The following is a 26,961-nucleotide window of genomic DNA, read 5'->3' on the forward strand; positions in this document are numbered from 1 at the left end:
GACTAAGTGGTCGCCAGGTGCAGCACCAGTTTCACCAGCGCGAACAGCACCACCACGAACAGGCCGGTGAACAGCAGGCCGATAAAAATAAAGTGGCTGGGCTTGCCATGGCGGAAGTCGCGCGCGCGGTTCTTGCCGCTTTGTACGCCAAACGCGGCGGCCATTACGCTGTGGAACACTTGCCAGAGGGTTGGCGGTTTATCGTGGTCGTTGGGCTTGTCCATCGTGCGCTCCGTTGGTTCGCATCCCTTGTTGCAACCATAGTCGAAGATCGCCATCAGGCCCGCCGTCCGCCATACTAGCGGCCTCGATTTTTTGCCCTTTTACTTACGCTCGTTCTTGCAACGCCGTGCGGAGCCTTCATGAAGTACATACACCAGCGCGAACACCTCAACGAAGACGACATTGTCGTGATCGACTGCTCGCAAACCTGCAACATCCGCCTGATGAACGACGCCAACTTCCGCAGCTTCAAAAACGGCGGTCGGCACACTTACCACGGCGGCGCGTTCGACAAATTCCCCGCCAAAATCGTGGTGCCCAGCAGCGGCTTCTGGAACATCACCATCGACACTGTGTCGCGCAAAGCAATCAGCGTGACGCGCAAACCGACTCTCACGCACTCGATCAAAATCGTCCGTAAGTCGCCTTCGCAGTTGCGCTGAGCCTCGTAACGCTGCGCCGGGCCTTTGGGTTTCGGCGCAGGGCGGTATCAGTGCCGCCAGAACGCCGGAACGCACAGCACCAATACGGTGATGATTTCCAACCGTCCCAACAGCATGCCGAACGACAGCAGCCACTTGGCGCCGTCCGGCAGGCTGGCGAAGTTGCCCGCCGGGCCAATCACCTCGCCCAAGCCCGGGCCCACGCCCGACACGGTGCTGGCGGCGCCGGTGAGTGCCGTAATCCAGTCCAAGCCCATCAGCGACAGGCCCAGCGCCATAGCGCAGATGGTGATGGCGAAGAAAAACGAAAAAGTCAGAATCGAGCGCACCACGTCTTCGTCGAGGCGGTGGCCGTTGTAGTTCTGTTTGATTACCGCGCGCGGGTGAATCAGTTGGTGCAGGTTGGCGCGCAACAGAATGTAGGCCACCTGAAAGCGGAAAATCTTGATGCCGCCGGCCGTCGAGCCAGAGCAGCCGCCGATAAAGCCCAAGTAGAAAAAAATCATTAGTGAGAAGTTGCCCCACAGGCTGTAGTCGCCCAAGGCGAAGCCCGTGGTGGTGACCACTGACGTCACGTTCACGGCCACATGGCGCAGCGCTTCGTACCAGGGCAGATCAGTGGTCAGCCAGTACCAGAGCGTCATCACCAGCCAGGTGGTGAACAACAAGCCAAAAAAGCCCCGGACTTGTTCATCGCGCAGCAGCGCCCGGCGGTTACCGCGCAGGGTGGCGACGTAGAGGGCGAAGGGCAGGCTGCCGAGAATCATCAGCACCACCGCCACCCAGTGCACCGCCGGTTGTGGCCAGTGCGCCAGAGACTGGTCGGAGGTTGAAAACCCGCCGGTCGAAATCGCCGACATCGCATGGTTCAGCGCATCAAAAAAGCTCATGCCCGCCCACCACAGGGCGAGGGTGCCGAGCACGGTGATGCCGGTATACGCCAGGGCGATGTACTTGGCCACCATGTGCGAGCGCGGCATGACTTTCTCTGAGCGGTCGGACGATTCCGTCTGGAACAGGCGCATGCCGCCGATGCGCAGCAACGGCAGAATCGCCACGGCCATACCGATAAAACCGATGCCGCCGAGCCAGTGCAGCAGCGAGCGCCAGATCAGAATGCCCGGTGACATGCTGTCCAGCCCACTCAACACCGTGGAGCCGGTGGCGGTGATGCCAGACATGCTTTCAAAAAAGGAGTCGGTGTAGCTGATGTGTTGGGTCAGCAAGAACGGCAGCGCGGCGAAAATGCACACGGCAATCCAGCTGCTGACGGTGAGCATGTACATGTCGCGCGGGCGCAGGTGCACATGTTCGGGCTTGCCGGGTAGCACCAGGGCCAGACCGGCGAGAAAGGTGATCAAACTGGACCACAGGAAGGTGTTGATCTCCGCCGCGCGGTTGAAGATCAGCAGTGTCACCACGGGCACGACCATGCTGATGGCCAGGGTGATAAGGAAAATGCCGATGATGAAACCAATGGTGCGCAGCGTCGGTGAGACCATGCAGACAGGCTCTGGAAAGGACAGTCGCACATTCTAGCGATATCACGCCCGGCAAGGCGCGCGGTTTCTGCGCGAGCACGGTCTCAATGGCAAACAGCGGATAAATCCGCCCGGTTATTTTCCGTTTACCCCACTAGAATGCCCGCTGTACTTAATTCCAGGAGATGGTCCCCATGGATGCGCTCGACGCTCTGCTCAACCGTGTTTCCGCCCCCCGACTGACTGAACCTGCGCCGGATCAATTGCAGCGCCAAGTGCTGTTTCGCGCCGCATTGCGTGCGCCGGATCATGGCCAATTGCGCCCGTGGCGTTTCCTCACCGTGGAAGGCAGTGCGCGTAATCGCCTGGGCGAGTTGTTTGCCTCGGCGCTCGGTGCCGATGCGCCGCCCGAAGCCCTGGCCAAAGCTTTGGCCATGCCGCTGCGGGCGCCCTTGATGGTGATCGTGATCGCCCGTGTGCAGGAAAGCGCCAAAGTACCCGCTCAAGAACAAGTGCTGGCCGCAGGCTGCGCGACCCACGGCATTCTGCTCGCCGCTCACGCCCAGGGCATTGGTGCGGTGTGGCGCACCGGTGACATGGCGTACAACGCGCGGGTGGCCAAGGGCTTGGGCTTGGCTGACAACGAACAGATCATCGCCTTCCTGTATCTGGGCACGCCAGAACGGGAATTGCGCACACCGCAGGACCTGTCGATTGATGACTTCGTGCAGGCATGGCCGTAATCGGCGATGAAATAAAGGAAAGGCCTTACACCTGCGACATCCTGCGCTAGGCTTGAAAGGCGGCGCAGCGTATGATGCGCGCCCGCTGGCGAGTCCTCGCTGGCGGCGAATTGTTACCTACACCGGGAGGTGCCCAGAATGAGTGAGTCGGAAGAATACAGCCCAGCAGGGGAAAAACTGCAGAAAGTCCTGGCCCGTATTGGCATGGGTTCACGTCGCGACGTTGAAGCCTGGATTGCCGAAGGTCGGGTCAAGGTGAACGGCAATGTCGCCACCTTGGGTCAACGCGTTGACCTGCACGACGCCATCGCAGTCGATGGGCGTTTGCTCAAACGCGAAGAAGTCAGCGAAGAAACCCGCCGCGTGCTGATCTACAACAAGCCCGACGGCGAGATCTGCACCCGCGACGACCCGGAAGGGCGTCCCACCGTTTTCGACCGTTTGCCACGGCCCAAAGATGGCCGCTGGATCAACATTGGTCGCCTCGACATCAACACCACCGGCCTTTTGATGTTCACCACCGACGGTGAGCTGGCCAACCGTTTGATGCACCCCTCCTATCAGATGGACCGCGAGTATGCGGTGCGTGTGCGTGGCGAAGTGGACGAGGAAATGATCGAACGCCTGAAGACCGGCGTGATGCTCGAAGACGGCCCGGCGCGTTTCACCGACATTCAGGAAGCGCCTGGCGGTGAAGGCTTCAACCATTGGTACCACTGCGTGGTGATGGAAGGCCGTAACCGTGAGGTTCGCCGTTTGTGGGAATCTCAAGGGCTGGTGGTCAGCCGCTTGAAGCGCGTGCGTTTCGGTCCGGTGTTTCTCACCTCCGACCTGACCATGGGCCGCTGGCGTGAAATGAGCCAGAGCGAAGTGGACATTCTTGCCGCTGAAGTGGGCCTGGCGTCCGTGCAGCAGCAAGGCATGAAGCTCAAGACCAAAGAAAAACTCGACCGCTTGCAGCGCAAATCGGCCAAGCCGGTTGGCCGTGGCGAGCGTCCGCAGCGTACCTTGCGCCCAGCACTGGACGGCGGCCCTGAGCGTCCGGCCCGTGCACCGCGTGGGGAAGGTGCAGAGCGTCCGGCCCGTGCACCGCGTGGTGAAGGCGCTGAGCGTCCGGTTCGTACGCCTCGTTCGGAAAATGGCGAGCGTCCGCAACGTGGCGGTCCGCGTCCGGATTCCGCCCCGCGTGGTCGTGGTACGCCGGTAGCTGAGCGTCCAAGCGACACCAACAAAAAGCGTCCGGCCAAGCCGGTGCGTGTGGGTATCGAATTGGCCGACCGCCCAGCACGCAAGCCAGCGCCCAAGCGCGGCGGGCCGGCGAGCGGCGCCGGCCAGCGTCCGGGGTTTGGTCGTAAGCCAAAGTAAGCCTGAAGCCGCTCCCACAGACTAAACACGGTCTGTAGGAGCGGCTTAAGCCGCGATGCTTTTTGAATTACACGCATAAAAAAAACGGGGCCCACATTGTGAGCCCCGTTTTTTTATGCCTTCAACAGCATCGAGGCTGAATCCTCTCCCACAGTGAAATTCAACTGTTTTGGGAGAGGCTTCAGCCTCGATTTTGCGTGATCGCTAAATCAGATCACTTACCCGCCCAGCGCTTCATCACCAGCGTGGCGTTGGTGCCACCGAAGCCGAAGCTGTTGCTCATCACGTGGTTAAGCGTGACGTTTTCCTGGGTTTTGGTGGCGATTGGCATGTCAGCCACTTCCGGGTCCAGCTCGTCAACGTTGGCCGAGCCGGCAATGAAGTTGCCTTCCATCATCAGCATGCAGTAGATCGCTTCATGCACGCCGGCGGCGCCCAAGGAGTGACCAGACAAGCTTTTGGTCGAGCTGATTGGCGGCGCTTTGTCGCCAAACACTGCGCGCACGCCTTTGATTTCTGCCACATCGCCCACCGGCGTTGAAGTGCCGTGGGTGTTGAGGTAGTCAATCGGGCCGTCGACGGTGGACAGCGCCAGCTGCATGCAGCGGATTGCGCCTTCGCCGCTTGGGGCAACCATGTCGTAGCCGTCGGACGTGGCGCCGTAGCCGACGATTTCGGCGTAAATCTTGGCGCCGCGAGCCAGGGCGTGTTCCAGTTCCTCGACCACCACCATGCCGCCACCGCCAGCAATCACGAAGCCGTCACGCTTGGCGTCGTAAGCACGGGAGGCTTTTTCCGGGGTGTCGTTGTATTGGGTGGAGAGGGCGCCCATGGCGTCGAACAAGCAGCTTTGGCTCCAGTGTTCTTCTTCGCCACCGCCAGCAAACACCACGTCTTGCTTGCCCAACTGAATTTGCTCCATCGCCTGGCCAATGCAGTGCGCGCTGGTGGCGCAGGCCGAGGAGATCGAGAAGTTCACGCCTTTGATCTGGAACGGCGTGGCCAAACAGGCCGACACGGTGCTGCCCATGGTGCGGGTGACGCGGTACGGGCCAATGCGTTTAACGCCTTTTTCGCGCAGGGTGTCGATGGCTTCCATCTGGTTGATGGTGGAGGCGCCGCCGGAACCGGCGATCAGGCCGGTGCGCGGGTTGGAGATCTGTTCCGGGGTCAGGCCCGAATCTTTGATCGCCTGTTCCATCGACAAGTAAGCGTAGGCGGCAGCGTCGCCCATGAAGCGGAACACCTTGCGGTCGATCAGCTCTTCAAGGTTCAGGTCAACGGAGCCGGAAACGTGGCTGCGAAGCCCCATCTCGGCGTAGGACGGGTTGTGGCGGATACCGGCACGGCCAGCACGCAGGTTGGCGGAGACGGTGTCTTTATCATTGCCCAGGCACGAGACGATGCCCAAACCGGTGATCACGACGCGACGCATGCGGATAACCCTTAAAAATTATCAGTGGAAGTGAACAGGCCGACGCGCAAACCTTCGGCACTGTAGATCTCGCGACCATCAACACTCACGGTGCCGTCGGCAATTGCCAACACCAGGGAGCGGTTAATGGTGCGTTTGATATGAATGTTGTAGGTGACTTTTTTGGCGGTGGGCAGCACCTGGCCAAAAAATTTCACTTCGCCCGAACCCAGGGCGCGGCCGCGGCCGGGGTTGCCTTGCCAGCCGAGGTAGAAACCCACCAGCTGCCACATGGCGTCCAGACCCAGGCAGCCTGGCATCACCGGGTCGCCTTCGAAGTGGCAAGCGAAGAACCACAGGTCCGGGTTGATATCGAGTTCGGCAACCAACTCGCCTTTGCCGTATTTACCGCCGGTGTCGCTGATATGCGTGATGCGATCGACCATCAGCATGTTGGGGGCGGGCAGTTGCGCGTTACCTGGGCCGAATAGCTCGCCACGACTGCAGCGCAGCAAGTCTTCCCGAGTGTAAGCGTTCTGTTTGGACATGCGAGCTCCTCAATAATCCCCGTGCGGCAGGGCTAAGCGAATCATCTAGGCCGGTGCGAACGTTCACTGCATTGCCCGTTTTGTAGGGCGTTGTCGCGACCAGCGTAGTCATAGACTGTTGCGTTGAAATGAAAGTCACAGGCTCTGAGCACAGTTGTACACCGAATGTTCCGTGCGCCCTCAAGAGCCATGCCCCACACCGTGCCCGACGCACTCTACCACTGTCTGCGGCGGCTGGGTTTCACCCTGTTGAGCACAATGTTGTAACGCTATTACGAGTATGTGACAGCCCGGCATGTTCCGTTTTCAGGCATTGCTCTGGCTACTCGCCAAAGGTCGGGGTGCCACCCAGGCTTGCAAGATGCGTTGCAGGTCGGCGCGTTTGAACGGTTTGGCCAAGTAATCGTTCATGCCTGCTTGCAGGCAGGCTTCGCGATCGCCCTGCAGCGCGTTCGCAGTCAAGGCGATGATCGGCAAATCGGCCCGATCAACCAGGCGGCGAATCTGCCGGGTCGCTTCATAACCGTCCATTACCGGCAGCCGGCAATCCATCAGCACGGCGGCGAATTCATGGCGCTCGACGGTGCTTAGCGCCTGGGCCCCGTCGCCCACCAGGCTGACCTGATAACCCAAACTGCGCAGCATCGCTTCGATCACCGTCTGGTTCACCGGGTTGTCTTCCACCAGCAGCACTTTATGGCCGCTACCGGAGCTGGCGTCGTCCACGCTTTGCTCGGCGGGGCGTTCGCTTTGACGGGCGAACGGCAGCGGAATTTCCAGGGTGAACACCGAGCCGCTGCCTTCCTGGCTCTGCGCATTCAATGTGCCGCCCATGCGTTCGGCCAAGGTGCGCGCGATGGGCAGGCCGAGGCCCGTGCCGCCGTAGCGCCGCGAAATGGAAGTGTCGGCTTGCTGAAAAGCGTCAAACATATGCTCCAAGCGCTGCGCAGAAATGCCGATGCCGCTGTCATGCACCGCGCAGCTGAACCACAGCACTTCGTTGTCCAGCGCCTGCCAGCGCGTTTCGATGCGAATGCTGCCTTCCTCGGTGAACTTCAGCGCGTTGCCGAGCAGGTTCACCAGAATTTGCCGAATGCGGGTGGGGTCGCCTTTGACCACCAATTGCTCCAGCCCGGCTTGGGTGTCCAACTGCAACGTCAGGCCGCGCTGACTGGCGCTGTGCTGGAACACCTGGGCCGAACTCTGGATTAGCTCCAGCAGGTTGAAGGTGATGCGCTCCAACTCCAGCGCGCCGCGCTCGATGCGCGAGAAGTCGAGAATGTCGTTGATGACCTTGAGCAAGTGCTCCGTAGACTCCGTCGCCAGCGCCGCGTATTCGGCCTGCTCGTCGGTCATTTCCGTGGTTTCCAGCAACTGCAACATGCCCAGCACGCCGTTCATGGGCGTGCGCAATTCGTGGCTCATCATCGCCAGGAAGTCTGACTTGGCGCGGTTGGCCTGCTCCGATTCTTCTCGCGCCTTCACCAGTTGAGCGATGCTTTGCTGCTGCTCGGTGCTGGCTTGTTCCAACGCGCTGGCGAGGTTGTTGATGTGCCGCGCGAGGCCGCCCAGCTCGTTGTCGTCAACCTCCGGCAGGGCGGTGCGGTAGTTGCCGGCCTGAATCGCCTTCACCGCATCGGCCATGGTGCTGATCGGCTGCGACAGTCGCCGCGCCAGGCGCCGCGCCACCAGAAAGGTCAGCAGCAGGGCGAACAGAGCGAGCACAGTGGCCTTGAGCAGAATGGTCTGCTGCTGGCTATTAAACGCATCGTTGGACATGCCCACCACCACGCGGCCGAGGTAGTCGTTGTCGAGGTGATTGCCGCCCGCGCTGGCGGCGTAGGACATGTCTTTGCTCAGCGCCAGCCGCTGCAAATGAATGGGTGCGTGGAAAATTTCGACCTGCGTGGCGCTTTTGTCTTGGGGGGAGGCTTGTTCTTCGTAGGCGAGAATATTGTCTTGCCGGTCGCGCACTTCAATAAAGCGCACATGGGGCGTATCGAGCGTGGCCTTGAGCAGGGTGTTGAGCACTTGGATATTGCCGGCAATCACGCCGTATTCGGTCGCGGGCGCCAGCTGGTTGGCGATCAGTTGGCCGGTGTGGTTCAGCTCCTGACGCAGGTCTTGCAAGCGCACGAAGGTAAAAAAACCGGTCAGCAACAGCGTCAGCAGCAGGGCAGGGCCTACGCTGATCAGCTGTGTGCGGGTGTGGATGTCCCAGCCTCGGCGAAGGTTCATGGGATCAAAATTCTCCTTTCAAAACGCTGCGCTCGCGACGTTCGACGTTCTCTGCCGCAGCTAAGAACCGTACCGATGCCTGGTGCTGCGGGGCGCTCTTCGAAAGCCGGCAAGTCTACCTGTTCAAAGCGTGGTCGGCGCAGCGGCTTTTGCGCAGCGTTAGCGGTTTTTACTCGCGGCCAGTGCAAGGGTAGCGTGCAACACTGGCCGCGGCCCGGTTGCTCCGTAATAATGCCGGCAGCCCGCCACGCACGATGGCTCACTACGGATTGGTTATGACAGATCAGCACTCCATCGCAGTACCCGCCATTGCCGTTCTGGGCGGCGGCAGCTTTGGCACCGCCATCGCCAACTTATTGGCCGAGAACGGCAACCCGGTGCACCAATGGATGCGCGACCCCGAGCAGGCCGAGGCCATTCGCACCAACCGTGAAAATCCGCGTTACCTCAAAGGCGTGAAAATTCACCCGAACGTGGCGCCCGGCACCGACCTCGCCGCCACGCTCAGCGCCTGCCAACTGGTGTTCGTCGCCTTGCCGTCCAGCGCCCTTCGTACCGTGTTGCAGCCGTTTGCCGAGGTACTGGCCGGAAAAATGCTGGTCAGCCTGACCAAAGGCATCGAGGCGCAGAGCTTCAAGCTGATGAGCCAGATCATCGAAGAAATCGCCCCACAGGCGCGCATTGGCGTGTTGTCCGGGCCAAACCTGGCCAAGGAAATCGCCGGCCATGAGCTGACCGCAACGGTAGTGGCCAGCGAAGACGACGAACTCTGCCAGCGCGTGCAAGCCGCTTTGCACGGCCGCACCTTCCGCGTATACGCCAGCGGCGACCGTTTTGGCGTGGAGTTGGGCGGGGCGCTGAAAAACGTGTACGCCATCATCGCCGGCATGGCCGCTGCGCTGGAAATGGGCGAGAACACCAAGAGCATGTTGATTACCCGCGCCCTGGCGGAAATGACCCGCTTTGCCGTCAAGCTCGGCGCCAACCCTATGACCTTCCTGGGGCTGGCCGGCGTCGGCGACTTGATCGTCACCTGCTCGTCGCCGAAAAGCCGCAACTTCCAGGTTGGCTATGCCTTGGGCGAGGGCTTGAGCCTGGAAGATGCCGTCACCCGTTTGGGCGAAGTGGCCGAGGGCGTTAACACCCTGAAAGTGCTCAAAGTGAAGTCCGAAGAGCTGCAAACCTACATGCCGCTGGTGACCGGTTTGCACGCCATTCTCTTCGAGGGACGCACGCTGGCGCAGGTGATCGAGCGGCTGATGCTGGCCGAGCCGAAAACCGACGTCGACTTTATTTCCACTACCGGTTTCTGACCGTTTCTTGAAGGAACATGCCATGAGCGATCCCCTCAACAAGCACCTGGAGCGCGAGTCCATTGGCTTGCGCATCCTCTGGATGCTGGTGTTCACCCTGTGCTGGCAAGTGGCAGCGACGTTGTTGGGCTTCGTGGTCCTGCTGCAATTGGGCTACCGCCTGTTCTATGGCGCCCCGAATGCCACGTTGCTGGCCTTTGGCGACAGCGTTAGCCAGTACCTGGCGCAGATCGGCCGTTTCGGCACCTTCAACACCGAAGAAAAACCCTGGCCGTTCGCCGATTGGCCCACCGCCCGTGCGCCGGACGGTGAAGTAGCCCATAGCATTCCGCCAGCGCCGCACCCGGTACGCGACGAAGAGCCCAAACTCTGATGCGCCTGTGGTTATTGCGCCACGGTGAAGCCTTTCCCCAAGCCGCGACCGATGCCGAGCGACCCCTCACCCCGCGCGGTCGCGACGAAGTGCTGCGCAGCGCCGAGCACCTGAAAGGGCGCACCATCAGCGCCATTCTCGCCAGCCCGTACCTGCGCGCGCAGCAAACCGCCGACCTGGTTCGCAACGCCATCGCCTTTCGCGGCGCGGTGGGCACGGCGCCATGGGCTACGCCCGAAAGCAGCGTGCGCGACGCCTTGGCGTATCTGGATGAGCGGGAGGAAGGGGAGATTTTGCTGGTCAGCCACAACCCGTTTCTCGGCGAGCTGGCCGGGCTGTTGATTCACGGTCATCGCCAGGAACCGGTGGCCCTGCGCACCGCGAGCTTGGTAGAGCTGGAAGGGGATTTTGCAGCGGCCGGGCTGATGGAGCTGGTGTCGCTGAACCATCCGGAGTAGCGGCGCGGCTGTTGCCGTTCTGTAGGAGCGAGCTCTCTCGCGAACCGCGCCACCGCCTTAAGCCGATGTTTTCAGGGTTCGCCAGCAAGCTGGCTCCTACGGGCCGGAATCGACGTCAGGGCGTGGCGGCCGGCACTTCACTTTTAGGTTGCAGGATGATCATCGGCTCAAGCGGCGGCTCGTCCAGCGGTTCCACGGCTGGCGGGACAGCAGGTTCGGTCACCGGCATCACCTGTTCCTGAATAACCGGCGCCTCGGCAGGCGCGGCGGCCTGAGGTTCCGGAACGCCGAGCTGTTGCGGCACCGGAGCGGGCTCCGGGGCTGGCTCGGCCGCTTTCACTGGCGGCGGCAAAAACACCTCCACCAACGCGAAAAAACGCTCGTAAAACTTCGCCGACGACACCGTTTCGCTGGCCACTTTCACCAACGAATCATCCGTTGAGCCAATTGGCATCGACACCGAACCCAGCACGCCCACGCCCAGGCTGGCGGAGTTGTTGAGTTTCTTTAGGGCGTAACGGTCTTGCAGCGCGTTGGCGAACATCGTTGAGTGATGATCGGAAGCGCCGCCGTCGGTGCACACCACGTTAAAGGTGATTTCCAAATGGTCGTCGCCCGATTGCTGGAAGCTTTTGTGCCCACTGATTTGCTTCGGGTCGGCGCTGGTAATGATGTAGCCCTGGCTGAGCAGGGCCCGGCGCGCGGCTTCGCAGGAGGCGGCGTCGGTGCTGGCGTAGTTGCGCGAAAACGTGCCGGAGTCAGCGAAGTTTTCGTGCTCATAAACGGCTTTGTCTTTCGAAGAGCAGCCGGCAACACCTGCCAGCACCAGCGCCAACGCGGCGCACTGGATGGGGAAAAGTTTGAACATGAACGGTCCGGGCGATAAAAAAGCGTCGCCTATTGTGCCTCAGAAAAGTCCTACATGGTGCGCCAGGTGGTAAGCGCGGGCAGGGCGCTAAAAGGCCGCGTTTGGCTTGGCTACAGTTCTAAACATTTCTCCCCTTGCGCGATTCGCGTTTGCCATGGAATAGTCCAACCAAGCAAGTGCTTGGTTTTTCTTTGACTCACGGGTCGTGCTTCATCTTTAGCCCCGGTTCACACCCTGTAGTGCGCATGTTGTTTCCCCACAAAAATAATTAGGAGGAGGCCCTGTGACGAATGCTGCTGTGTTGCCCTTAGAGATTTTCTTCCAACGCGAAGCTCGCCATCCCGATAAACGCTACATGGTTCAGCCGTTACCAGGCGGCCAGGTGCTGGAACTGAGCTGGTCGGATGTCGGCGACCAGGCACGCCGCGCCGCCAATTGGCTGCGCGCCCAGGAGCTGCCGGCCGGCAGTCGCATTGCCTTGGTGTCAAAAAACTGCGCGCACTGGATCGTCACTGACCTGGCGATCTGGATGGCCGGGCACGTGTCGGTGCCGCTTTACCCCAACCTCACCGCCGACTCCGTGCGCCAGGTGCTGACCCATTCCGAAGCCGCGTTGGTATTTGTCGGCAAGCTCGACGACTGGGCGACCATGGCGCCGGGCATTCCCGAAGGCATCCGCACCATCGCCCTGCCGCTGCACCCCGAAGGCACCTTCGACGTGCAGTGGAGCGACCTGCAAGCCTGCACGCCGATCCGCGACAACCCGATCGGCGCCCACGACCAACTCGCCACCATCGTTTACACCTCCGGCACCACCGGCACCCCCAAAGGCGTGATGCACAACTTCGGCAACTTCGCCTTTGCTGCCGGCCACGGCACCGAGCTGTTCCAAGCCACCGAAGACGATCGCCTGCTCTCGTACCTGCCGCTGTGCCACGTGGCCGAGCGCATGTTCGTCGAGCTGAATTCCTTGTACGCCGGCGAAACGATCTTTTTTGCCGAAAGCCTCGACACTTTTCTCGTCGACCTACGCCGCGCACGCCCGACCTTGATATTCGGCGTGCCGCGCATCTGGACCAAATTCCAGATGGGCGTGTACAGCAAAATGCCCGCCGAGCGCCTGGATTTCCTGCTGAAAATTCCATTTATCGGCAAACGCGTCGGCCACAAGGTGCTCGCCGGCCTCGGCCTGGACGCCGTGCGTTACGCGCTTTCGGGCGCCGCGCCGGTTCCCGAAGCGTTGCTGCATTGGTACCAGCGCTTGGGTCTGGATGTGCTCGAGGTATACGGCATGACCGAAAACTGCGGCTACTCGCACATCTGCCGCAAAGGCAAAAACCGCCCCGGCTGGATCGGCCAGTCCAGCCCCGGCGTGGAAGTGCGCATTAGCGAACTGGGCGAAGTGCAAGTACGCAGTCCGGCGACCATGCAGGGCTACTACAAAGACCCCGAACGCACCGCCGAAACCATCACCGAAGATGGCTTTCTGCGCACCGGCGACAAAGGAGAGCAAGACAGCGAGCACTACCTGCGCCTGACCGGTCGCATCAAAGAAATCTTCAAAACCAGCAAAGGCAAATACGTCGCCCCGGCACCCATCGAAAACTTGCTGGCCGTGCACCCGCGAATCGAGCAGGTCTGTGTCGTCGGCGATGGCATGCCGCAGCCGATGGCGCTGTGCGTACTGTCTGACGTGGGCCGTGAAGAAGCCCTGAACGGCTCGCGACCGGCGCTTGAAGGCAGCTTCAAAACGCTACTGGCCGACGTCAACGCCGCGCTCGACAAGCACGAACAACTCAGCGGTTTGGTGTTGCTTAAAGAAGTGTGGGCCGTGGACAACGGCTTCCTCACACCCACGCTGAAAATCAAACGCAGCGTGGTCGAAGACGCCTACGCGGCGCGCTTTGCCGAATGGTCCGGGCGACGCGAAGCGCTGGTTTGGCACGACTGACAAAAAGGAACCGGCATGAGCCTGTGGCGCAGTACCCCCGATTTGCAGGCCCTGAACAGCCTGCGCAAAAACACCATCAACGAGGCGCTGGACATCCGTTTCGACGCCTTCGATGACGAGTCGATCACCGCGAGCATCGTGGTCGACTCCCGCACCCACCAACCCTATGGCCTGCTGCACGGCGGCGCCTCGGTGGTGCTTGCCGAAACCCTCGGCAGCACCGCCAGTTACCTGTGCATCGACAGTTCCAAATTCTATTGCGTAGGCCTGGAAGTGAACGCCAACCACTTGCGCGGCGTGCGCAGCGGGCGCGTTACGGCCGTGGCGCGGCCCATTCACTTGGGGCGTACGACCCATGTTTGGGATATTCGGTTGACGGATGAGCAGGGGAAGCCGAGCTGTATTTCGCGGCTGACCATGGCGATTGTGCCGTTGGGGGATATGCCGCCGCCGGTGTGAACGGTTAACAGCATCGCGGCTAAAGCCGCTCCCACAGGTTCCATCGACCCTGTGGGAGTGGCTTCAGTCGCGAGGTTTTTGAACTGCTTCTACCGCTGTTGCTGTTGCTCAGTTTTTGATCTATCGCTTTTGATCTATCGCTTTTGATCTATCGCTTTTGATCTATCGCCTTTGATCTACCTCGCGAGGTTCATCGCAGGCCGAGTGGAGTCGTTGCGTAGGGGGTTGAGCGGCCGGGAGCCGCGAGAGGCGTGTCGGGCTATGGATGGCCCGTCTCGCCGTGCCCCCGGAGTGGCGACGGAGCGAGGGAAGTCGGAGCGCAGCGTAGACCCAAGGTAGGAGCTAGACCTTTTGGTTACTTTTAGGGCAATGCTAAAAGTGACTCGCGCGTAAGGCGCGAAACAAAATGCCGCGCAAACGTGGTAATGAAGAGTTCCTCTGGTTTAAACGCAAGGTCAAATCGTGAAGTCGGACGCAGGTATTCATTACCGCGTGCGCTGAACGTTTCTGTTTCGCGCCTTACGCGCGAGTCACTTTTGTCATTGCCGGTATGCCGGACCACCCAAAAGTAACCAAAAAGTCTAGTTCCTACCTTGGCCTTACGCTGCGCTCCAGGTTCCCTCGCTCCGTCGTTACTCCGGGGGCACGGCGAGACGGGCCGTCCCTGGCCCGATGCGCCTCTCGCGGCTCCCGGCCGCTCAAACCCCCTACGCAACGACTCCACTCGGCCTGCGATAAACGGTGCGGGGCAGATCACAAGCAAGATCAAAAGCGGTGACGCAAGATCAACAGCGGTGAAGCAAGATCAAAAACTCGCGGCTAAAGCGCAATGCCGTCCAGCCGCTCCTACAGAAGCTCGCATCCAGTAGGAGCGGCTTTAGCCGCGATGCTCTTTGATGTCCCGGGCGCACGATTTCTCGCGCCCATACGCCCTGGCCGTATCGCCATCATTCCCGGCACTTACAGTCATTGCCGCGCCGCCACCGCTTACGGACAATCGCCACAGGTTTGTCCTGGAAGCTTCCCTGTATGCCGCAATCGGTTTTTTTCGCCCATGCCAACGGTTTCCCGTCAGCCACGTACGGCAAGCTGTTCGCCGCGCTGGCGCCGGAATACGAGGTCTCGCATTTGCCGCAACACGGCCATGACCCGCGTTTTCCGGTGAATGACAACTGGGGCAACCTCGTCGACGAGCTGGTGCATCACCTGCGCGAACGGCCAGAGCCGGTGTGGGGGGTGGGGCATTCCCTGGGTGGCGTGTTGCATTACCACGCGGCGTTGCGTCATCCCGAGTTGTATCGCGGGGTGGTGATGCTCGATTCGCCGGTGCTTACGCTGGCTGACCGCATCGTTATCCGCGCGGCCAAGCGTTTTGGTTTTATCGATCGCATTACCCCGGCCGGTCGCACGCTCGGGCGCCGCGAGGAGTTCAGCGATATCGCCGAGGCGCGCGATTATTTCTCGGCCAAGTCGCTGTTTCTCCGGTTCGATCCGGACTGCCTCGACGCTTACGTGCAGCACGGCCTGCAAGCCAATGGCGAAGGCCTGCGACTGTTGTTCGACCCGGCCACCGAAATCAGCATTTATCGCAGCGTTCCGCACAGCAATCCTGGGCGGCCGCAGCAGTTGCAGGTGCCGTTGGCGATGGTGCGTGGCCGCCACAGCCGCGTGGTGTTGCCTCATCACACCCGCTCGATCCGGCGTTTGCCGCATTGCCAGTACCTGACGCTGCCGGGCGGGCACATGTTTCCGCTGGAGCGTCCGCAAGCAACCGCCGAGTTGCTCAAAACCCTGTTCGATCGCTGGCAAGCCCGCCTGGAGTCCGCATGAATTATTCCTTTGAAGAAGTGCGCCTGAGCCTGCCGCACATTGAGTTGTCGGCCCATGTGTTCGGCCCGGAGGACGGCAAGCCGGTTATCGCTTTGCACGGCTGGCTGGATAACGCCATGAGCTTCGCGCGCCTGGCGCCGAAGCTGGAAGGGCTGCGCATCATTGCGTTGGACTTCGCCGGCCACGGCCATTCCGATCACCGGCCGGCCGGCGCGCACTATCAGCTGTGGGACTACGCCTACGACGTGTTGCTGGTGGCGGAGCAGTTCGGATGGCAACAGTTTTCGTTGTTGGGGCATTCGATGGGCGCGATTGTTTCGGTGTTGCTGGCGGCCTCCATGCCGGAGCGAATCGAGCGCTTGGCGTTGATTGACGGCTTGGTGCCGTTCACCGGCGAAGCCGAGTCGGCGCCGGCCAAGCTGGGCTCGGCGTTGCGTGAGCAGTTGGCGTTGGCGGGCAAGCGCAAGCCGGTGTACGAGAAGGTGGAGCAAGCGGTTAAGGCGCGGATGAAAGGCGTCGGCGGCGTCAGTTTCGAGGCCGCGCAGTTGCTGGCGCAGCGCGGGTTGATGCCGGTGCCTGGCGGTTACACCTGGCGCACCGACAGCCGCCTCACGCTGCCGTCGCCGCTGCGCTTTACCCAGGCGCACACCGAGGTGTTTGTGCGCAGCGTGGCGTGCCCAGCCTGCCTGGTGGTGGCCGAAGGCGGCATGTTGCATGCGCAGCCGACGGTGGTATCGGCGTTGGAAGGGTTGCCGTTCGAGGTGCAGCGTCTGGCGGGCGGCCATCATTTGCATCTGGACGACGAAGCCGGCGCCGAAGCGGTAGCAGCCTGTTTCAATAGGTTTTTTTCCGCGTCTTGACTTGCTCCGGGCAACTGCGGAGTCTGAGCGACTTCGCCGGGCAGCGCTCGTTAGGGCTGCCCCGTTTGCTGACACGAACAACGAGACCTTTTATGCGCGTGTACCGCCTGCTGGCCATCACCCTGGCTGCCTTGGCTAGTTCTGCCACCCTTGCTGCCGACCTGCCCGGCAGTCAGGACCTGGACATTCTGCCGCGCTTCCCCCGCGCCGAAATCGTCGACTTTCGCGATGTGCCCGCGCAAGAACGCATCTATCCCCTCGGTTCCATCCGCCGTATCAGCGGCACGTTGCGCTATGAGCGCCAGGTCGACAGCCTCGGCCATATGCGTTCAGTCACCTATGAATTGCCGCCCGAGCACACCTCTGGCCAAGCGTTCAATGCGGCCCGCGATGCGCTGCAAGAGCAGGGCGCCGAGTTGTTGTATTGGTGCGAAAGCCGCGAGTGTGGCTCCAGCAGCCTGTGGGCAAATTCGGTGTTTGGTAACGCCAAGCTGCTAGGCGCTGATGATCAGCAAGCCTATTTGCTGCTGCGTCTGGCCGAGCCAAAGCAGAACACCTTGGTGGCGCTGTACAGCATCACGCGCGGTAATCGCCGGGCGTACCTGCATGTGGAGCAGTTGGATAACGGCGCTGCGCTCGGCGAGTTGTTGCCTGGGCCTGCAACCTTGCTGCGGCAATTGCGCAATACCGGTGAACTGGATTTCGCCGCCCTGGACGGTGAACCGGTGGCGGCCTGGGCCGAGCTGTTGGGACGCACCCTTAATCAGGACAGCACCCTACGCGTGAGCCTCTCTGGCAAACACGCTCAGGCCTGGCGCGAGGCGTTGATGGCGCAGCGCGTGAGGGCGGCGCGCCTGGAAATCGATGCAGCGCAAAACGACGGCCTATCCTTTAAGCTGCTGCGCTAGTTTCATCCCTGTCGCTACATCCAGTCGCTACCCATCCCTTCGGAGCTTTACATGCTCAATAACGACCGATTGCTGGTCCAGATTCTCTTGCTGGCCCTGTTGGGCGCCGCGCTCTGGGTGTTGGCGCCGTTTTTCTCAGCGTTGTTCTGGGCCGCCGTGCTGGCCTTCGCCAGTTGGCCGTTGATGCCGCTGCTGACGCGCGGGCTGGGTGGCCGCGTGTCGTTGGCGGCGGGCATCCTGACCCTGGGCTGGATGGTGTTGGTGGCGGTGCCGCTGGTATGGCTGGGCTTTAACCTGGCCGACCATGTGCGCGATGCAGTCAATCTGGTCAAAGACCTGCAAGTACAAGGCTTGCCGGCCCCGCCCGAGTGGCTGGGCCGGGTGCCGTTGCTGGGCGAGCGCTTAGTGGGTTGGTGGATGAGCATCGACCAGCAAGGCGCGGCGATTTTCGCCAGCGTGAAGCCGTACCTTGGCGAAGTGGGCAACTGGCTGCTGGCACGCAGCGCCAAAATCGGCGGCGGCATGTTGGAACTGACCCTGAGCCTGGTGTTGGTGTTTTTCTTCTATCGCGACGGCCCGGCCATGGCCGCGCTGGTACGCAAAGGCCTGCACCGCTTGATCGGTGAGCGCGCGGATTATTACCAGCACCTGGTGGCCGGCACCGTGCAGCGTGTGGTGAACGGCGTAATCGGCACCGCCGCCGCGCAGGCCGTGTTGGCCTTGATCGGTTTCTGGATTGCCGGCGTGCCGGGCGCCTTACTGCTCGGCATTCTGACCTTTGTGTTCAGCCTGATTCCCATGGGCCCGCCGCTGGTGTGGATTCCCGCCACGGTGTGGCTGGCGTGGAAAGGGGAATACGGCTTCGCGATTTTCCTCGGTATCTGGGGCACGTTTATCGTCAGTGGCGTGGACAACGTGCTCAAGCCGTACCTGATCAGCCGTGGCGGCAACCTGCCGCTGGTGGTGGTGCTGCTCGGTGTGTTCGGTGGCTTGCTGGCGTTCGGCTTTATGGGCTTGTTCCTCGGGCCGACCTTGCTGGCCGTGGCGTATAGCCTGCTCACAGACTGGGTGAAGAGCGACCCGTCCACGCCTACCGTGAAAATTCTCGAAGAGCGATAGGCGACACAGCCTCAAGCCGCGCCACAGTGCTACCATCGCCGCCGCTTTCGCTGTGCGGCGCCTGTGGCGCACGGGTCTCCTCCGGCCAGGAAGGCACATACATAAACATGGACATTCGTTGAGTCGACTCATGAAAAAATCAGCAGGAATCGCTGCAGGCATCGTTGTTGCGGTAGGCATCATCAGCACCGCAGGCGCTTGGTACACCGGCACCAAGCTGCCCTCCGTATTGCAGAACTCCATCGCCGAAGCCAACCAGAAGGGCGCCGATGCGCTGCTGGGCACCGGCATTACCAGCAAGCTGGAACTGCTGTCGCTCGACAGCCACCTGTTCACCAGCACCGCGCACTACAAGCTGACCCTGGACATGCCCGCCTCTGAAGGCGAGGCCCGTCATATGGAAGTGCTGCTGGTCGACAACATCCAACACGGCCCGCTACCCGCCGCGCGCTTGAAAAAGCTCAACCTGTGGCCGGTTCTGGCCACCAGCAACTACGCGCTGGAGCCCAATGAACTGACGCAAAAATGGTTCGACGCCGCCAAAGGCGCGTCGCCATTGACCGGCCAGGTGAGCCTTGGTTACGACAACTCCACCACCGGCACCATCGAACTCACCCCGCTGGACTTCGCCCCGCAAGAGGGCCAGAACGTCAACTTCTCCGGCCTGAAACTGGAAGTCGAGGCCAGCGCCCACGCCAAAGACGTGGCCCTGGCCGGCGGCATGGACAGCCTGGTACTGAGCGGCACCGACGCCAATGGCGAAGCCATCAAAATCGAGCTGAAAGACCTGACCCTGGACAGCGACCAAAAGCTGGGCAGCGGCGAGTTCTACCTCGGCGACAGCAGCGTCAAGTTGGCCACTGCCTCCATTGCCGTGGCCGGCAAGCCACCGGTGGTGATCAAGAACATCGCCCAGGCCGGCACCTTTGAAGAGAACGACGGCAAGTTGGCCGGTCATGTGTCCTACGACATTGGCCAGGTCAGCTTCGACGGCAAAGACATCGCCGGTCTGCACATGATCTGGCGCATGAAAGACTTCGACGCCGCTGCCGTGCAGTCGCTGGTAAACCTCTACAAAGACAAACTGGCCCCGGTGCAGCAAGCCCAGGCCCTCGGCCAGGAAACGCCAGACATGGCCTTCACCCCAGCCGAAGAAGAAAAGCTTAAAGCCGACGTTGGCCAGCTGCTGGCCGGCAAGCCGCACGTGGCGCTGGAGAAATTCAGCATCAAAACCGCCCACGGTGAAGCGCTGGTAAGTCTGGCGATGGACTTCAACAAGCCGGAATCCTTCGACCTGCCGCCGCCGGAAATGGCTAAGCAAGTGCTCTCGCAACTCGACGCCAAACTGTCGATCGACAAAGCCGTAATTGGTGATGGCGTGCGCGTTCAGGCGGCAATTGCGGGCGAAACCGACCAGAAGGCCATCGACGACCAAGCCGCCATGTTCACCGAGATGGGCAGCGGCATGGCGCTGTCCACCGAGATGATCGTGCTCAAGGGCGACAAGCTCGAATCGAACCTGCACTACGCCAACAACGAAGTGGTTTTCAACGACCAAAAAATGTCGGTGGAAGAGTTCGCCATGTTGGTCATGTCCAAGGCCGGTGGCCTGGGCGGCGGCGCCGGTGAAGAGCAGCCGGAAGGCTACGTGCCGGACGAAGAGCAGCCAGACGCGGGCGCTCTCGACGAAGAAGCCCCGGAAGAAATGCCAGAAGAAGCGCCCGAAGAGCAATAAGTCGGGTTGCGCTGTAACGAAAAAGGCCAGTCGATTGACTGGCCTTTTTTTTCGCGTTGAGGTTCACCGCCGTAAAAACCTCCCGTCATTCCCGCGAATGACGACGTGTGTTCAACCCGCCATGGTCAAGCGGTTACGGCCTTCACGTTTGGCCACGTACAGCGCGTTATCGGCGCGGCGCATCAGGCTGTCTACCGATTCGCCCGGCAGCAGGCAGGCGCAGCCCAGGCTTACGGACACGTCGATATGCTGGCCCTGGGCGGTGCATTGCAGTTCCTGCACCGCGAAGCGCAGGCGCTCGCCGACCATCGCTGCGCCTTCGCGGCTGGTGTTGGAAAGCAGCACCAGAAACTCTTCGCCGCCAAAGCGGAAAATCATGTCGATATTGCGCAGCTGTGCCTTCAGCGTATCGGCCATGGCGCGCAGCACTTCGTCGCCGGTGCTGTGGCCGTGGGTGTCGTTGATGTGTTTGAAGTGATCGACGTCGAGCATCAGCACGGAAAGCGGTTGCAGGTTGCGGCGTGCCAGGTCGACTTCGCGCTGCAAGGCTTGGTCCATGGCGATGCGGTTGCCGGTGTCGGTCAACGGATCGCGCAGGGCGCACTGCACGGCTTTGCGATAGAGCAGGGCATTGCGCAGCGGGAAGAGCATGCACGCCAGCAGCGATTCGAGTTGGCTCAGTTCTTCTTCGGAGAAACGCTGGTTGCGGCGAAAGATCAGCTCGCCCAGGTATTCGCCGTCGTGGTTCAAGCGGTAACCGGCCGAATGGGTGGCGCGCACGCCAAGCTCCAGACGCAGGTCAGCGGAGGGCTGTTGATATGCCACAGCGTGCAGCGGCACCAGGCGTTGCACTTCGCGAAAGAAGATTTCCAGGATCCGCTCGACTTCCAGGCTGGTCTGCAATTGCAGGTTCAGCTTTTGCCGCAATTGCGCCAACGAGACTGGACGCAGCGACTGACTGCGGTTGCTGGCAAAGCCCAAGCGCTGCAGTTTGGCGGCGTCAAAGTCGATTGTGTTTGTTTTGCTTGGCGGGACCATGTCGGGGAACCTCATGCGCGAAATGCGGCGACAAGGTGCCTAAAGCGAATAGTGTGCCAGGTGCGGATTTGTCTTATAAATACGTTATAAAACAATAGGATGTGTTTGTGTTTGAGGTGTTTGCGGCTGATTTTTGCCGCCGGGTTGCCGGTTGTTTGGCGAGTACTGGCAATCTGCTGCCGGGGGAAATCATCTGTAGCCAATTTCCCGTCGCGCTGTAGGGGGATGCTTAGTGTGGTCGGGTAATGGCGTTTCCAGGGATCGCGGCTGAAGCCGCTCCTACAAGGTTGCGGGTGTCTGTAGGAGCGGCTTTAGCCGCGATGCCTGTATCAATCCGCGCGGCGATACAGGTCGAGCAGCACCTGATCAAGAATCGCCGAAGCGCCCCAGGGTCGTGGGTCGTTGAGGATGGCGACCACCGCCCAGGTGTCGCCCTTGGCGTCCCGGCTAAAACCGGCGATGGCGCGCACGGTGTTGAGGGTGCCGGTTTTGATATGCGCATCGCCATTAAGCGGTGTGTTTTTCAGGCGTTTGCGCATGGTGCCGTCCATGCCGACGATGGGCAGCGAACTGATGAACTCGGCGGCGTACGGGCCCTTCCAGGCGGTTTGCAGAATGGCCGCCATTTCCCTCGCGCTGACCCGCTCAGCACGGGAAAGACCCGAGCCGTTTTCCATGACCAAGTGGGTGGCGGTAATGCCTTTCTTCGCCAGCCACTGACGAATCACCCGCTGCGCCGCCTTGGCGTCGTCTCCATCGGCGCTGTTGCGAAACTCGGCGCCCAGGCTCAGGAACAGCTGACGCGCCATGGTGTTGTTACTGAATTTATTGATGTCGCGGATGATCTCGGTGAGGTCTGGCGAAAAGGCGCGGGCGAGCAGGGTGGCGCTTTTGGGCACGAGGTCGATGCGGTCTTTGCCCATGATGGTGCCGCCCAGTTCCTGCCAGATCGCCCTTACGGCGCCAGCGGCGTAGCCGGCGTGATCGAGCAGCGAGAGGTACGACTGGGTGTTGCAGCCTTCGTTTTGCTGGCCGGTGACCACCAAGGTGGTGCCGTCGAATTCGGTGACCGGGTTGTAGCGCACGTCGCCGGCGCACTTGCCTTTGGCCACGTATTTGACGCGGTTGTCGATGCGCACGTTGGTCAGCGGCGGTTCCATCATTACGTTCACTTTGCCGCCTTCGGCACGGGTGATCATGCGCACGGCTTTGAGGTTGACCAGCAGCGAGTCCGGGGTCACCAGGAAGGGTTTGTTGTCGTCCTTGCCGTCGTCATCAAACACCGGCAGTTGCGGCTGGATGAAAAACGAACGGTCCAGCACCAGGTCGCCGGTTACGCGCAGCACGCCGTTGGCGCGCAGGTCGCGCATCAGCAGCCAAAGTTTTTCCATGTTCAGCTTCGGGTCGCCGCCACCTTTAAGGTAGAGGTTGCCGTTGAGCACGCCGTCTTTGAGCGGGCCGTCGCCGTAGAACTCGGTTTTCCACTGGTGAGTGGGGCCGAGCAATTCCAGGGCGGCGTAGGTGGTGATCAGCTTCATGGTGGAAGCCGGGTTCACCGAGACATCGGCGTTGATGATGGTGGGGGTGCCGGCGCCGGTCATGGGCAGCGTGACCACGGAAAGCGAGTCGTTGCCGATCTTGCCGGCTTTCATGGCTTTCTGGACGGAGGCGGGCAGGGTGGTGTTCAGAGGGGCGGAGAATGCCGGCAGCGCGGCGGGTAAGAAAAGGCTGGCGATGATGAGGTGGCGAAGCGATTTGATCATTGGCAGAAACCCTTCAGGCAAGGGCCAAAAAAGAAAGATGGCGTAAAGAAGAAAGCGCTTGGGCTCACAGGTTCCCAAGTGCGTGGAGAAAGTGCCGGCATTATGCCCGAAGCGTTCTACAGTTTGCCGAGTAGTGGTGCAATTTTGTCCGCTGCAATCAGGGCGCCCGGCAGAGAGTCGGGCACGGCGCAGCCTTTGCTGGTAAAGTGCCGCGCGTTATCACTTTTGAGGATTGTTCCATGGCTACTAACCGTTCCCGCCGCCTGCGCAAAAAACTCTGCGTAGATGAATTCCAGGAGCTCGGCTTCGAGCTGAACCTGAACCTCAAAGCGGACCTGAGCGAAGCGGACATCGACGCTTTCCTCGACGAATTCCTGCGTGTGGCCATGAAAGACAACGGCCTGGGCTATGTTGGCGGCGAAGACTACGGTCTGGTTTGCCTGGCCAAACGCGGTTCGGTCAGCGAAGAACAACGCGCCGCCGTTGAAGCCTGGCTGAAGGGCCGCAGTGAAGTCACCGACTACACCGCCAGCCCGTTGATCGACGTCTGGTACCCAGAGAACGAAATCAACGCCGAGCACGCCTAAGCCGTTACGGTTTAAGCGGATGTAAAACAAAGGGGCCTTCGGGCCCCTTTGTTGTTTTCGCAGATTCGCATTGGCGACTCACGGACTGCTTTCATTGTGGGAGCGACTTTAGTCGCGATTTCCTGAAAACGCTGATCCCAAGCCAAGCGCTTTTGTAGGAGCGAGCTTGCTCGCGAACGGGGCAAACGCGGAACACCCCGCATTGTCGTTTGCAGGGTTCGCCAGCAAGCTGGCTCCTACAGGGTACGGCGGCGCTCACCCCACCTTTGCCAGCAACGCGTCCACATCCACGTCATCGATCTGCTCGGGCTGCAAAAAGCGTTGGGCGTAGGCCAGGTGCAGGCCGCTGCGCACGAACAGGGCGAACAGGTCTTTGTCGATGTGCGCGCTGTTGGCCATGCCGACCATGATGCCCAGGGCCTGCGACAAGGTTTTGCCACGTTTGTACGGGCGATCCACGGCCGTCAGCGCTTCGAAAATATCGGCAATTGCCATCATCCGCGCCGGCAGGCTCATGTCGTCGCGGCGCAGGCGTTTGGGGTAGCCGGTGCCGTCCATTTTTTCGTGGTGGCCGCCGGCTATTTCGGTGACGTTGGCCAGGTGCGGCGGGAACGGCAAATGGCTGAGCATCATGATGGTCTGCACCATGTGGTTGTTGATGATGTAACGCTCTTCAGCCGTCAGCGTGCCGCGCGCGATGCCAAGGTTGTACAGCTCGCCGCGGTTGAATTTGTAGGTGGGCTCGTTGAGTTTGAAGCCCCACGGGTTGTCGACCGGCATGCTGTCTTTTGGCCCGCGCTCGAACAGGTGCTCGGGTTTGTCGGCTAGCAACGGTTCGCTGACGGGCAGAGCAGGCGCGGGCGTGCGGCTCTGGCGCTGGTTCTCTTCCCATGACACGCCGAGGCGGTCGTCCAGGGTACGCGTCCAGGTGCGCATGCCGATCTGGGCCAGGCGCTCCAGGTCCGCGTCGGCCATGGCTTCACCGCCCAGGTTGCTTCGCGCGACAAAGGCGAATTCGTCGTCCAGCGCGGCGAGCATGTCGTCTCGCAATGCCTTCAGTTGCGCTTCATCGCCGCCACCGGCTACGCCTTGCCAATAGCTGATCCAGGCGTCGCGCTTGAGCACTTCGAAACGGGTGCGAATTTCGTGGATGCGGTCGTACAGGGTTTCCAGCTTGGTGGCTTTATCCACCACGTATTCCGGCGTGGTGACTTTGCCGCAGTCGTGCAGCCAGGCGGCGATGTGCAGTTCTTCCCATTGCTCGTCGGTGGGCTGGTAGGCGGCAAAGGCGGGCTCGTTGCTGTCGGCGGCGGCGCGGGCGAGCATCAAAGTCAGCTCCGGCACGCGCTGACAGTGGCCGCCGGTGTACGGGCTCTTGGCGTCGATGGCGCCGGCAATCAACTGAATAAACGCATTGAGCAGTTTTTTCTGACTTTCCAACAGGCGCTGACTTTCGATGCACAGCGCCGCCACGCCGGACACCGCTTCAACAAAGGCAATGCGCTCGGGCCGCAGCATGGCTTGGTCGTCGGCGTGGCCTGTATCGCGCTGTAGCAGCACCAATACGCCGAGCGTCTGGCCTTGGCGGTTGTGCAAACCCGTGGCGGCCAAGTGCAGCCGTGGGCTGTCGAGGCTCAGAAAAATATCACGCAGGGCGCCGGCTTGATCAAAACCCAGGCTGCGGGTGCAGCTCGGGCCCCCATTGGCCGGGCCGTCAAGCCAGTCGGGCATGTCTTCGGCCGCCGCCGGGTAGCTCGGCAGGTGAAAGGGCTCCAGCTCACGCGTGTGTTTGTCGAGGATCAGTCCTTTGGCGTCGAGGCTGCCGGTGTCGGCGTCGATCAGGTAAATCAGCCCGCCCTGGGCGCCGCTGATATCCACGGTTTCTTCCAGCACGCGCGCCAGCAACGTATCGAAGCGGGTTTCGGCGGAGAGGCTGGAGGTGATGTTCAAGAAGCTGGAGATGGTTTCTTTCATGCGCGCCATGGAGGTGGCGAGTTGGTCGATTTCCAGGATCGGCGAGTGGCCGCTGCTGGGTTGGCTGAAGTCGAAGCGGCGGATGGCTTCGGCTTCCTGCACCAAATCGCGCAGTGGGCGAATGATTAGCCGCGAGCTCAGCCAGCCCAGCGGCAAGCACAGCAGCAGAATGGCCAGCGTCACCAGCGCGCCCTGCCAACGAATGCGGTAAGCATCGGCCAGCAACTCGTCTTCAGGCACGACGAGCGCCAGTTCCAAGCCTTGCGGCCCGCCTTCGATCAAGTGGCTGCGCGACACCACCCAGTCGCGCTGGGCCAAGCGGATGCCGCGCAGGGCGACGTTCGGGTCGCTGTCCAGCAGGGCGGCAAGCACCGGGTTCAAATCTCGGGCTTTGGCCAGTTGGGCTTTTTCGTTTTGCACGATCAGCCGGCTGCTGTCGGGGTAAGCAATGGCGTTGCCGTTGCCGTCGTACAGCACCACTTCGGTGGACGCCGTGATTTTGTGTTTGGCCAGCGTGGCGGACAAGTCGTCCAGCGTCAGGTCCGCGGCAATCACCGCGTGTTCGCCGGTGGCGCGGGCGAGGGTGGTGCCTACATTGCCGGTGGAGAAAAAAACGTACGGCGCCGTGGTGATCTGCTCTTTGCGGCTCAGCGCGCTGGCGAACCAGCTGCGGTTGCGCGGGTCGTACCGCTCTTTGAGGTTTTGTCGGCGACTGATCAGATTTAGCTCGGCGTCGTAATACGCCGACTCCGATTGCGCCGACTCGGTCTGCGCGGAATCGCCCACCCGGTCGATGGACCACACCTGGTACGCGGCGTTTTTCGGCGCATCGAACTTGTCTTTCAGCGCCTGCGTGCGCAGCGGTCGCACCATAAAGAAGTCGCCGTCGTCATAACCCAGGAACAGCGAGGCCAGCTTCGGGTTGTCGCCCAGGGCTTGGGCAAACGCGGGCAGCAGCGCCATGCGCTGGTAGTGGTCGGTGCCGTGGTTTTGCTCTTGCAGGGCAAGCAGGCTGAGGAGGTGGCGAATGGGCTGGTAGGTATTGAGCAGGTCGTGCTGGACGTCTTCCTGAATCCGGCTGAACAGCTCGGCGCTGCTGGAATAGATGATTTGCGTGGTTTGTCGGTAGTTGAAAATGCCGAGCACGATGCCGGTGATCAGCAGCAAAAAGGTAAACAGCACACTGATGTGCACATGCAGCGAATAGCGGCGGTCTACGCGACGGGACGTGCTCATTGCGCATCACTCCTTGAACAGCGCAGAGGGAAATC

At 61.3% G+C, this 26,961-nt stretch carries 23 protein-coding genes; 14 read left to right on the plus strand and 9 right to left on the minus strand.

Annotated elements, in window-relative coordinates; genetic code table 11:
- Positions 1 to 2: 2 nt before the first annotated feature.
- The gene (locus ACZZ0Q_RS10315; protein ID WP_463539085.1) at positions 3 to 224 is read right to left on the minus strand and encodes a DUF2970 domain-containing protein; all 222 of its coding nucleotides are present in this window, start codon (positions 222 to 224) and stop codon (positions 3 to 5) included.
- A 138-nt stretch (positions 225 to 362) separates the two neighbouring features.
- Between ACZZ0Q_RS10315 and ACZZ0Q_RS10320 the strand changes: the two genes are divergently transcribed.
- Complete coding sequence (locus ACZZ0Q_RS10320) at positions 363 to 665, plus strand: DUF1883 domain-containing protein (RefSeq protein ID WP_122453656.1); 303 nt, start codon at positions 363 to 365, stop codon at positions 663 to 665.
- A 47-nt stretch (positions 666 to 712) separates the two neighbouring features.
- On the opposite strand, the gene ACZZ0Q_RS10325 is transcribed toward ACZZ0Q_RS10320, so the two are convergent.
- Positions 713 to 2,167 carry a TrkH family potassium uptake protein gene (locus ACZZ0Q_RS10325; RefSeq protein ID WP_122495642.1) on the minus strand — a complete coding sequence of 485 codons (1,455 nt, stop codon included), beginning with the start codon at positions 2,165 to 2,167 and terminating at the stop codon, positions 713 to 715.
- A gap of 173 nt (positions 2,168 to 2,340) precedes the next feature.
- Between ACZZ0Q_RS10325 and ACZZ0Q_RS10330 the strand changes: the two genes are divergently transcribed.
- Both ACZZ0Q_RS10330 and rluB read left to right on the plus strand, forming a co-directional pair.
- Positions 2,341 to 2,889, plus strand: coding sequence for a nitroreductase family protein (locus ACZZ0Q_RS10330; protein ID WP_122495644.1), 549 nt, complete (start codon positions 2,341 to 2,343; stop codon positions 2,887 to 2,889).
- A gap of 138 nt (positions 2,890 to 3,027) precedes the next feature.
- Positions 3,028 to 4,254 (plus strand): 23S rRNA pseudouridine(2605) synthase RluB, encoded by a 1,227-nt coding sequence (gene rluB, locus ACZZ0Q_RS10335; protein WP_463539084.1) that lies wholly within the window; start codon positions 3,028 to 3,030, stop codon positions 4,252 to 4,254.
- A 214-nt stretch (positions 4,255 to 4,468) separates the two neighbouring features.
- On the opposite strand, the gene fabB is transcribed toward rluB, so the two are convergent.
- From fabB to ACZZ0Q_RS10350, 3 genes are all read right to left on the minus strand, one after another.
- Positions 4,469 to 5,689: a beta-ketoacyl-ACP synthase I gene (gene fabB, locus ACZZ0Q_RS10340; RefSeq protein ID WP_463382883.1), complete on the minus strand. Its 1,221-nt coding sequence runs from the start codon at positions 5,687 to 5,689 to the stop codon at positions 4,469 to 4,471.
- Positions 5,690 to 5,700: 11 nt separating this feature from the next.
- Positions 5,701 to 6,216 (minus strand): 3-hydroxyacyl-[acyl-carrier-protein] dehydratase FabA, encoded by a 516-nt coding sequence (gene fabA, locus ACZZ0Q_RS10345; protein ID WP_122453141.1) that lies wholly within the window; start codon positions 6,214 to 6,216, stop codon positions 5,701 to 5,703.
- Positions 6,217 to 6,522: 306 nt separating this feature from the next.
- Positions 6,523 to 8,454 carry a response regulator gene (locus ACZZ0Q_RS10350; RefSeq protein ID WP_463560537.1) on the minus strand — a complete coding sequence of 644 codons (1,932 nt, stop codon included), beginning with the start codon at positions 8,452 to 8,454 and terminating at the stop codon, positions 6,523 to 6,525.
- A gap of 275 nt (positions 8,455 to 8,729) precedes the next feature.
- Here ACZZ0Q_RS10350 and ACZZ0Q_RS10355 point away from each other — a divergent pair, with 275 nt between their 5' ends.
- From ACZZ0Q_RS10355 to sixA, 3 genes are read left to right on the plus strand one after another with little or no spacing between them, the layout of a single operon-like run.
- On the plus strand, positions 8,730 to 9,767 hold the full coding sequence (locus ACZZ0Q_RS10355; RefSeq protein ID WP_463539083.1) for an NAD(P)H-dependent glycerol-3-phosphate dehydrogenase: 1,038 nt from the start codon (positions 8,730 to 8,732) through the stop codon (positions 9,765 to 9,767).
- A 22-nt stretch (positions 9,768 to 9,789) separates the two neighbouring features.
- Positions 9,790 to 10,140 carry a DUF4389 domain-containing protein gene (locus ACZZ0Q_RS10360; RefSeq protein ID WP_463539082.1) on the plus strand — a complete coding sequence of 117 codons (351 nt, stop codon included), beginning with the start codon at positions 9,790 to 9,792 and terminating at the stop codon, positions 10,138 to 10,140.
- Entirely contained in the window at positions 10,140 to 10,598 is a 459-nt protein-coding gene (sixA, locus tag ACZZ0Q_RS10365; protein ID WP_463539081.1) for a phosphohistidine phosphatase SixA, read from the plus strand. The genes ACZZ0Q_RS10360 and sixA overlap by 1 nt, the downstream gene beginning before the upstream one ends.
- A 115-nt stretch (positions 10,599 to 10,713) precedes the next feature.
- Here the strand turns inward: sixA and ACZZ0Q_RS10370 are convergent, their stop codons facing one another.
- Positions 10,714 to 11,466: a DUF2242 domain-containing protein gene (locus ACZZ0Q_RS10370; protein ID WP_463539080.1), complete on the minus strand. Its 753-nt coding sequence runs from the start codon at positions 11,464 to 11,466 to the stop codon at positions 10,714 to 10,716.
- A gap of 283 nt (positions 11,467 to 11,749) precedes the next feature.
- On the opposite strand from ACZZ0Q_RS10370, the gene ACZZ0Q_RS10375 reads away from it, so the two are divergent.
- The 7 genes from ACZZ0Q_RS10375 to ACZZ0Q_RS10405 all read left to right on the plus strand — a co-directional run bounded on the left by ACZZ0Q_RS10375 (position 11,750) and on the right by ACZZ0Q_RS10405 (position 20,328).
- The gene (locus ACZZ0Q_RS10375) at positions 11,750 to 13,417 is read left to right on the plus strand and encodes an AMP-binding protein (protein WP_463539079.1); all 1,668 of its coding nucleotides are present in this window, start codon (positions 11,750 to 11,752) and stop codon (positions 13,415 to 13,417) included.
- Between the two features lie 15 nt (positions 13,418 to 13,432).
- Positions 13,433 to 13,876 (plus strand): hotdog fold thioesterase, encoded by a 444-nt coding sequence (locus ACZZ0Q_RS10380; protein WP_463539078.1) that lies wholly within the window; start codon positions 13,433 to 13,435, stop codon positions 13,874 to 13,876.
- A 1,029-nt stretch (positions 13,877 to 14,905) separates the two neighbouring features.
- On the plus strand, positions 14,906 to 15,706 hold the full coding sequence (locus ACZZ0Q_RS10385; protein WP_463560539.1) for an alpha/beta fold hydrolase: 801 nt from the start codon (positions 14,906 to 14,908) through the stop codon (positions 15,704 to 15,706).
- Complete coding sequence (locus tag ACZZ0Q_RS10390) at positions 15,703 to 16,566, plus strand: alpha/beta hydrolase (protein ID WP_463560541.1); 864 nt, start codon at positions 15,703 to 15,705, stop codon at positions 16,564 to 16,566. Before ACZZ0Q_RS10385 ends, ACZZ0Q_RS10390 begins: the two co-directional genes overlap by 4 nt.
- Before the next feature lie 92 nt (positions 16,567 to 16,658).
- On the plus strand, positions 16,659 to 17,474 hold the full coding sequence (locus ACZZ0Q_RS10395) for a DUF4892 domain-containing protein (protein ID WP_463539077.1): 816 nt from the start codon (positions 16,659 to 16,661) through the stop codon (positions 17,472 to 17,474).
- 51 nt (positions 17,475 to 17,525) lie between these two features.
- Complete coding sequence (locus ACZZ0Q_RS10400) at positions 17,526 to 18,593, plus strand: AI-2E family transporter (protein ID WP_463539076.1); 1,068 nt, start codon at positions 17,526 to 17,528, stop codon at positions 18,591 to 18,593.
- A gap of 130 nt (positions 18,594 to 18,723) precedes the next feature.
- A complete protein-coding gene (locus ACZZ0Q_RS10405; protein ID WP_463539075.1) occupies positions 18,724 to 20,328 on the plus strand; it encodes a YdgA family protein in 1,605 nt (534 codons plus the stop codon).
- A 111-nt stretch (positions 20,329 to 20,439) separates the two neighbouring features.
- Here the strand turns inward: ACZZ0Q_RS10405 and ACZZ0Q_RS10410 are convergent, their stop codons facing one another.
- Positions 20,440 to 21,366 carry a GGDEF domain-containing protein gene (locus tag ACZZ0Q_RS10410; RefSeq protein WP_463539074.1) on the minus strand — a complete coding sequence of 309 codons (927 nt, stop codon included), beginning with the start codon at positions 21,364 to 21,366 and terminating at the stop codon, positions 20,440 to 20,442.
- Between the two features lie 329 nt (positions 21,367 to 21,695).
- Positions 21,696 to 23,129 (minus strand): D-alanyl-D-alanine carboxypeptidase/D-alanyl-D-alanine endopeptidase, encoded by a 1,434-nt coding sequence (gene dacB, locus ACZZ0Q_RS10415; RefSeq protein ID WP_463539073.1) that lies wholly within the window; start codon positions 23,127 to 23,129, stop codon positions 21,696 to 21,698.
- 239 nt (positions 23,130 to 23,368) lie between these two features.
- Here dacB and ACZZ0Q_RS10420 point away from each other — a divergent pair, with 239 nt between their 5' ends.
- Entirely contained in the window at positions 23,369 to 23,716 is a 348-nt protein-coding gene (locus ACZZ0Q_RS10420; protein ID WP_122453126.1) for a YggL family protein, read from the plus strand.
- Positions 23,717 to 23,971: 255 nt separating this feature from the next.
- On the opposite strand, the gene ACZZ0Q_RS10425 is transcribed toward ACZZ0Q_RS10420, so the two are convergent.
- Positions 23,972 to 26,926 (minus strand): HD domain-containing phosphohydrolase, encoded by a 2,955-nt coding sequence (locus tag ACZZ0Q_RS10425; RefSeq protein ID WP_463560542.1) that lies wholly within the window; start codon positions 26,924 to 26,926, stop codon positions 23,972 to 23,974.
- Positions 26,927 to 26,961 lie beyond the last annotated feature (35 nt).

This window comes from Pseudomonas sp. AC070 (assembly GCF_979258635.1).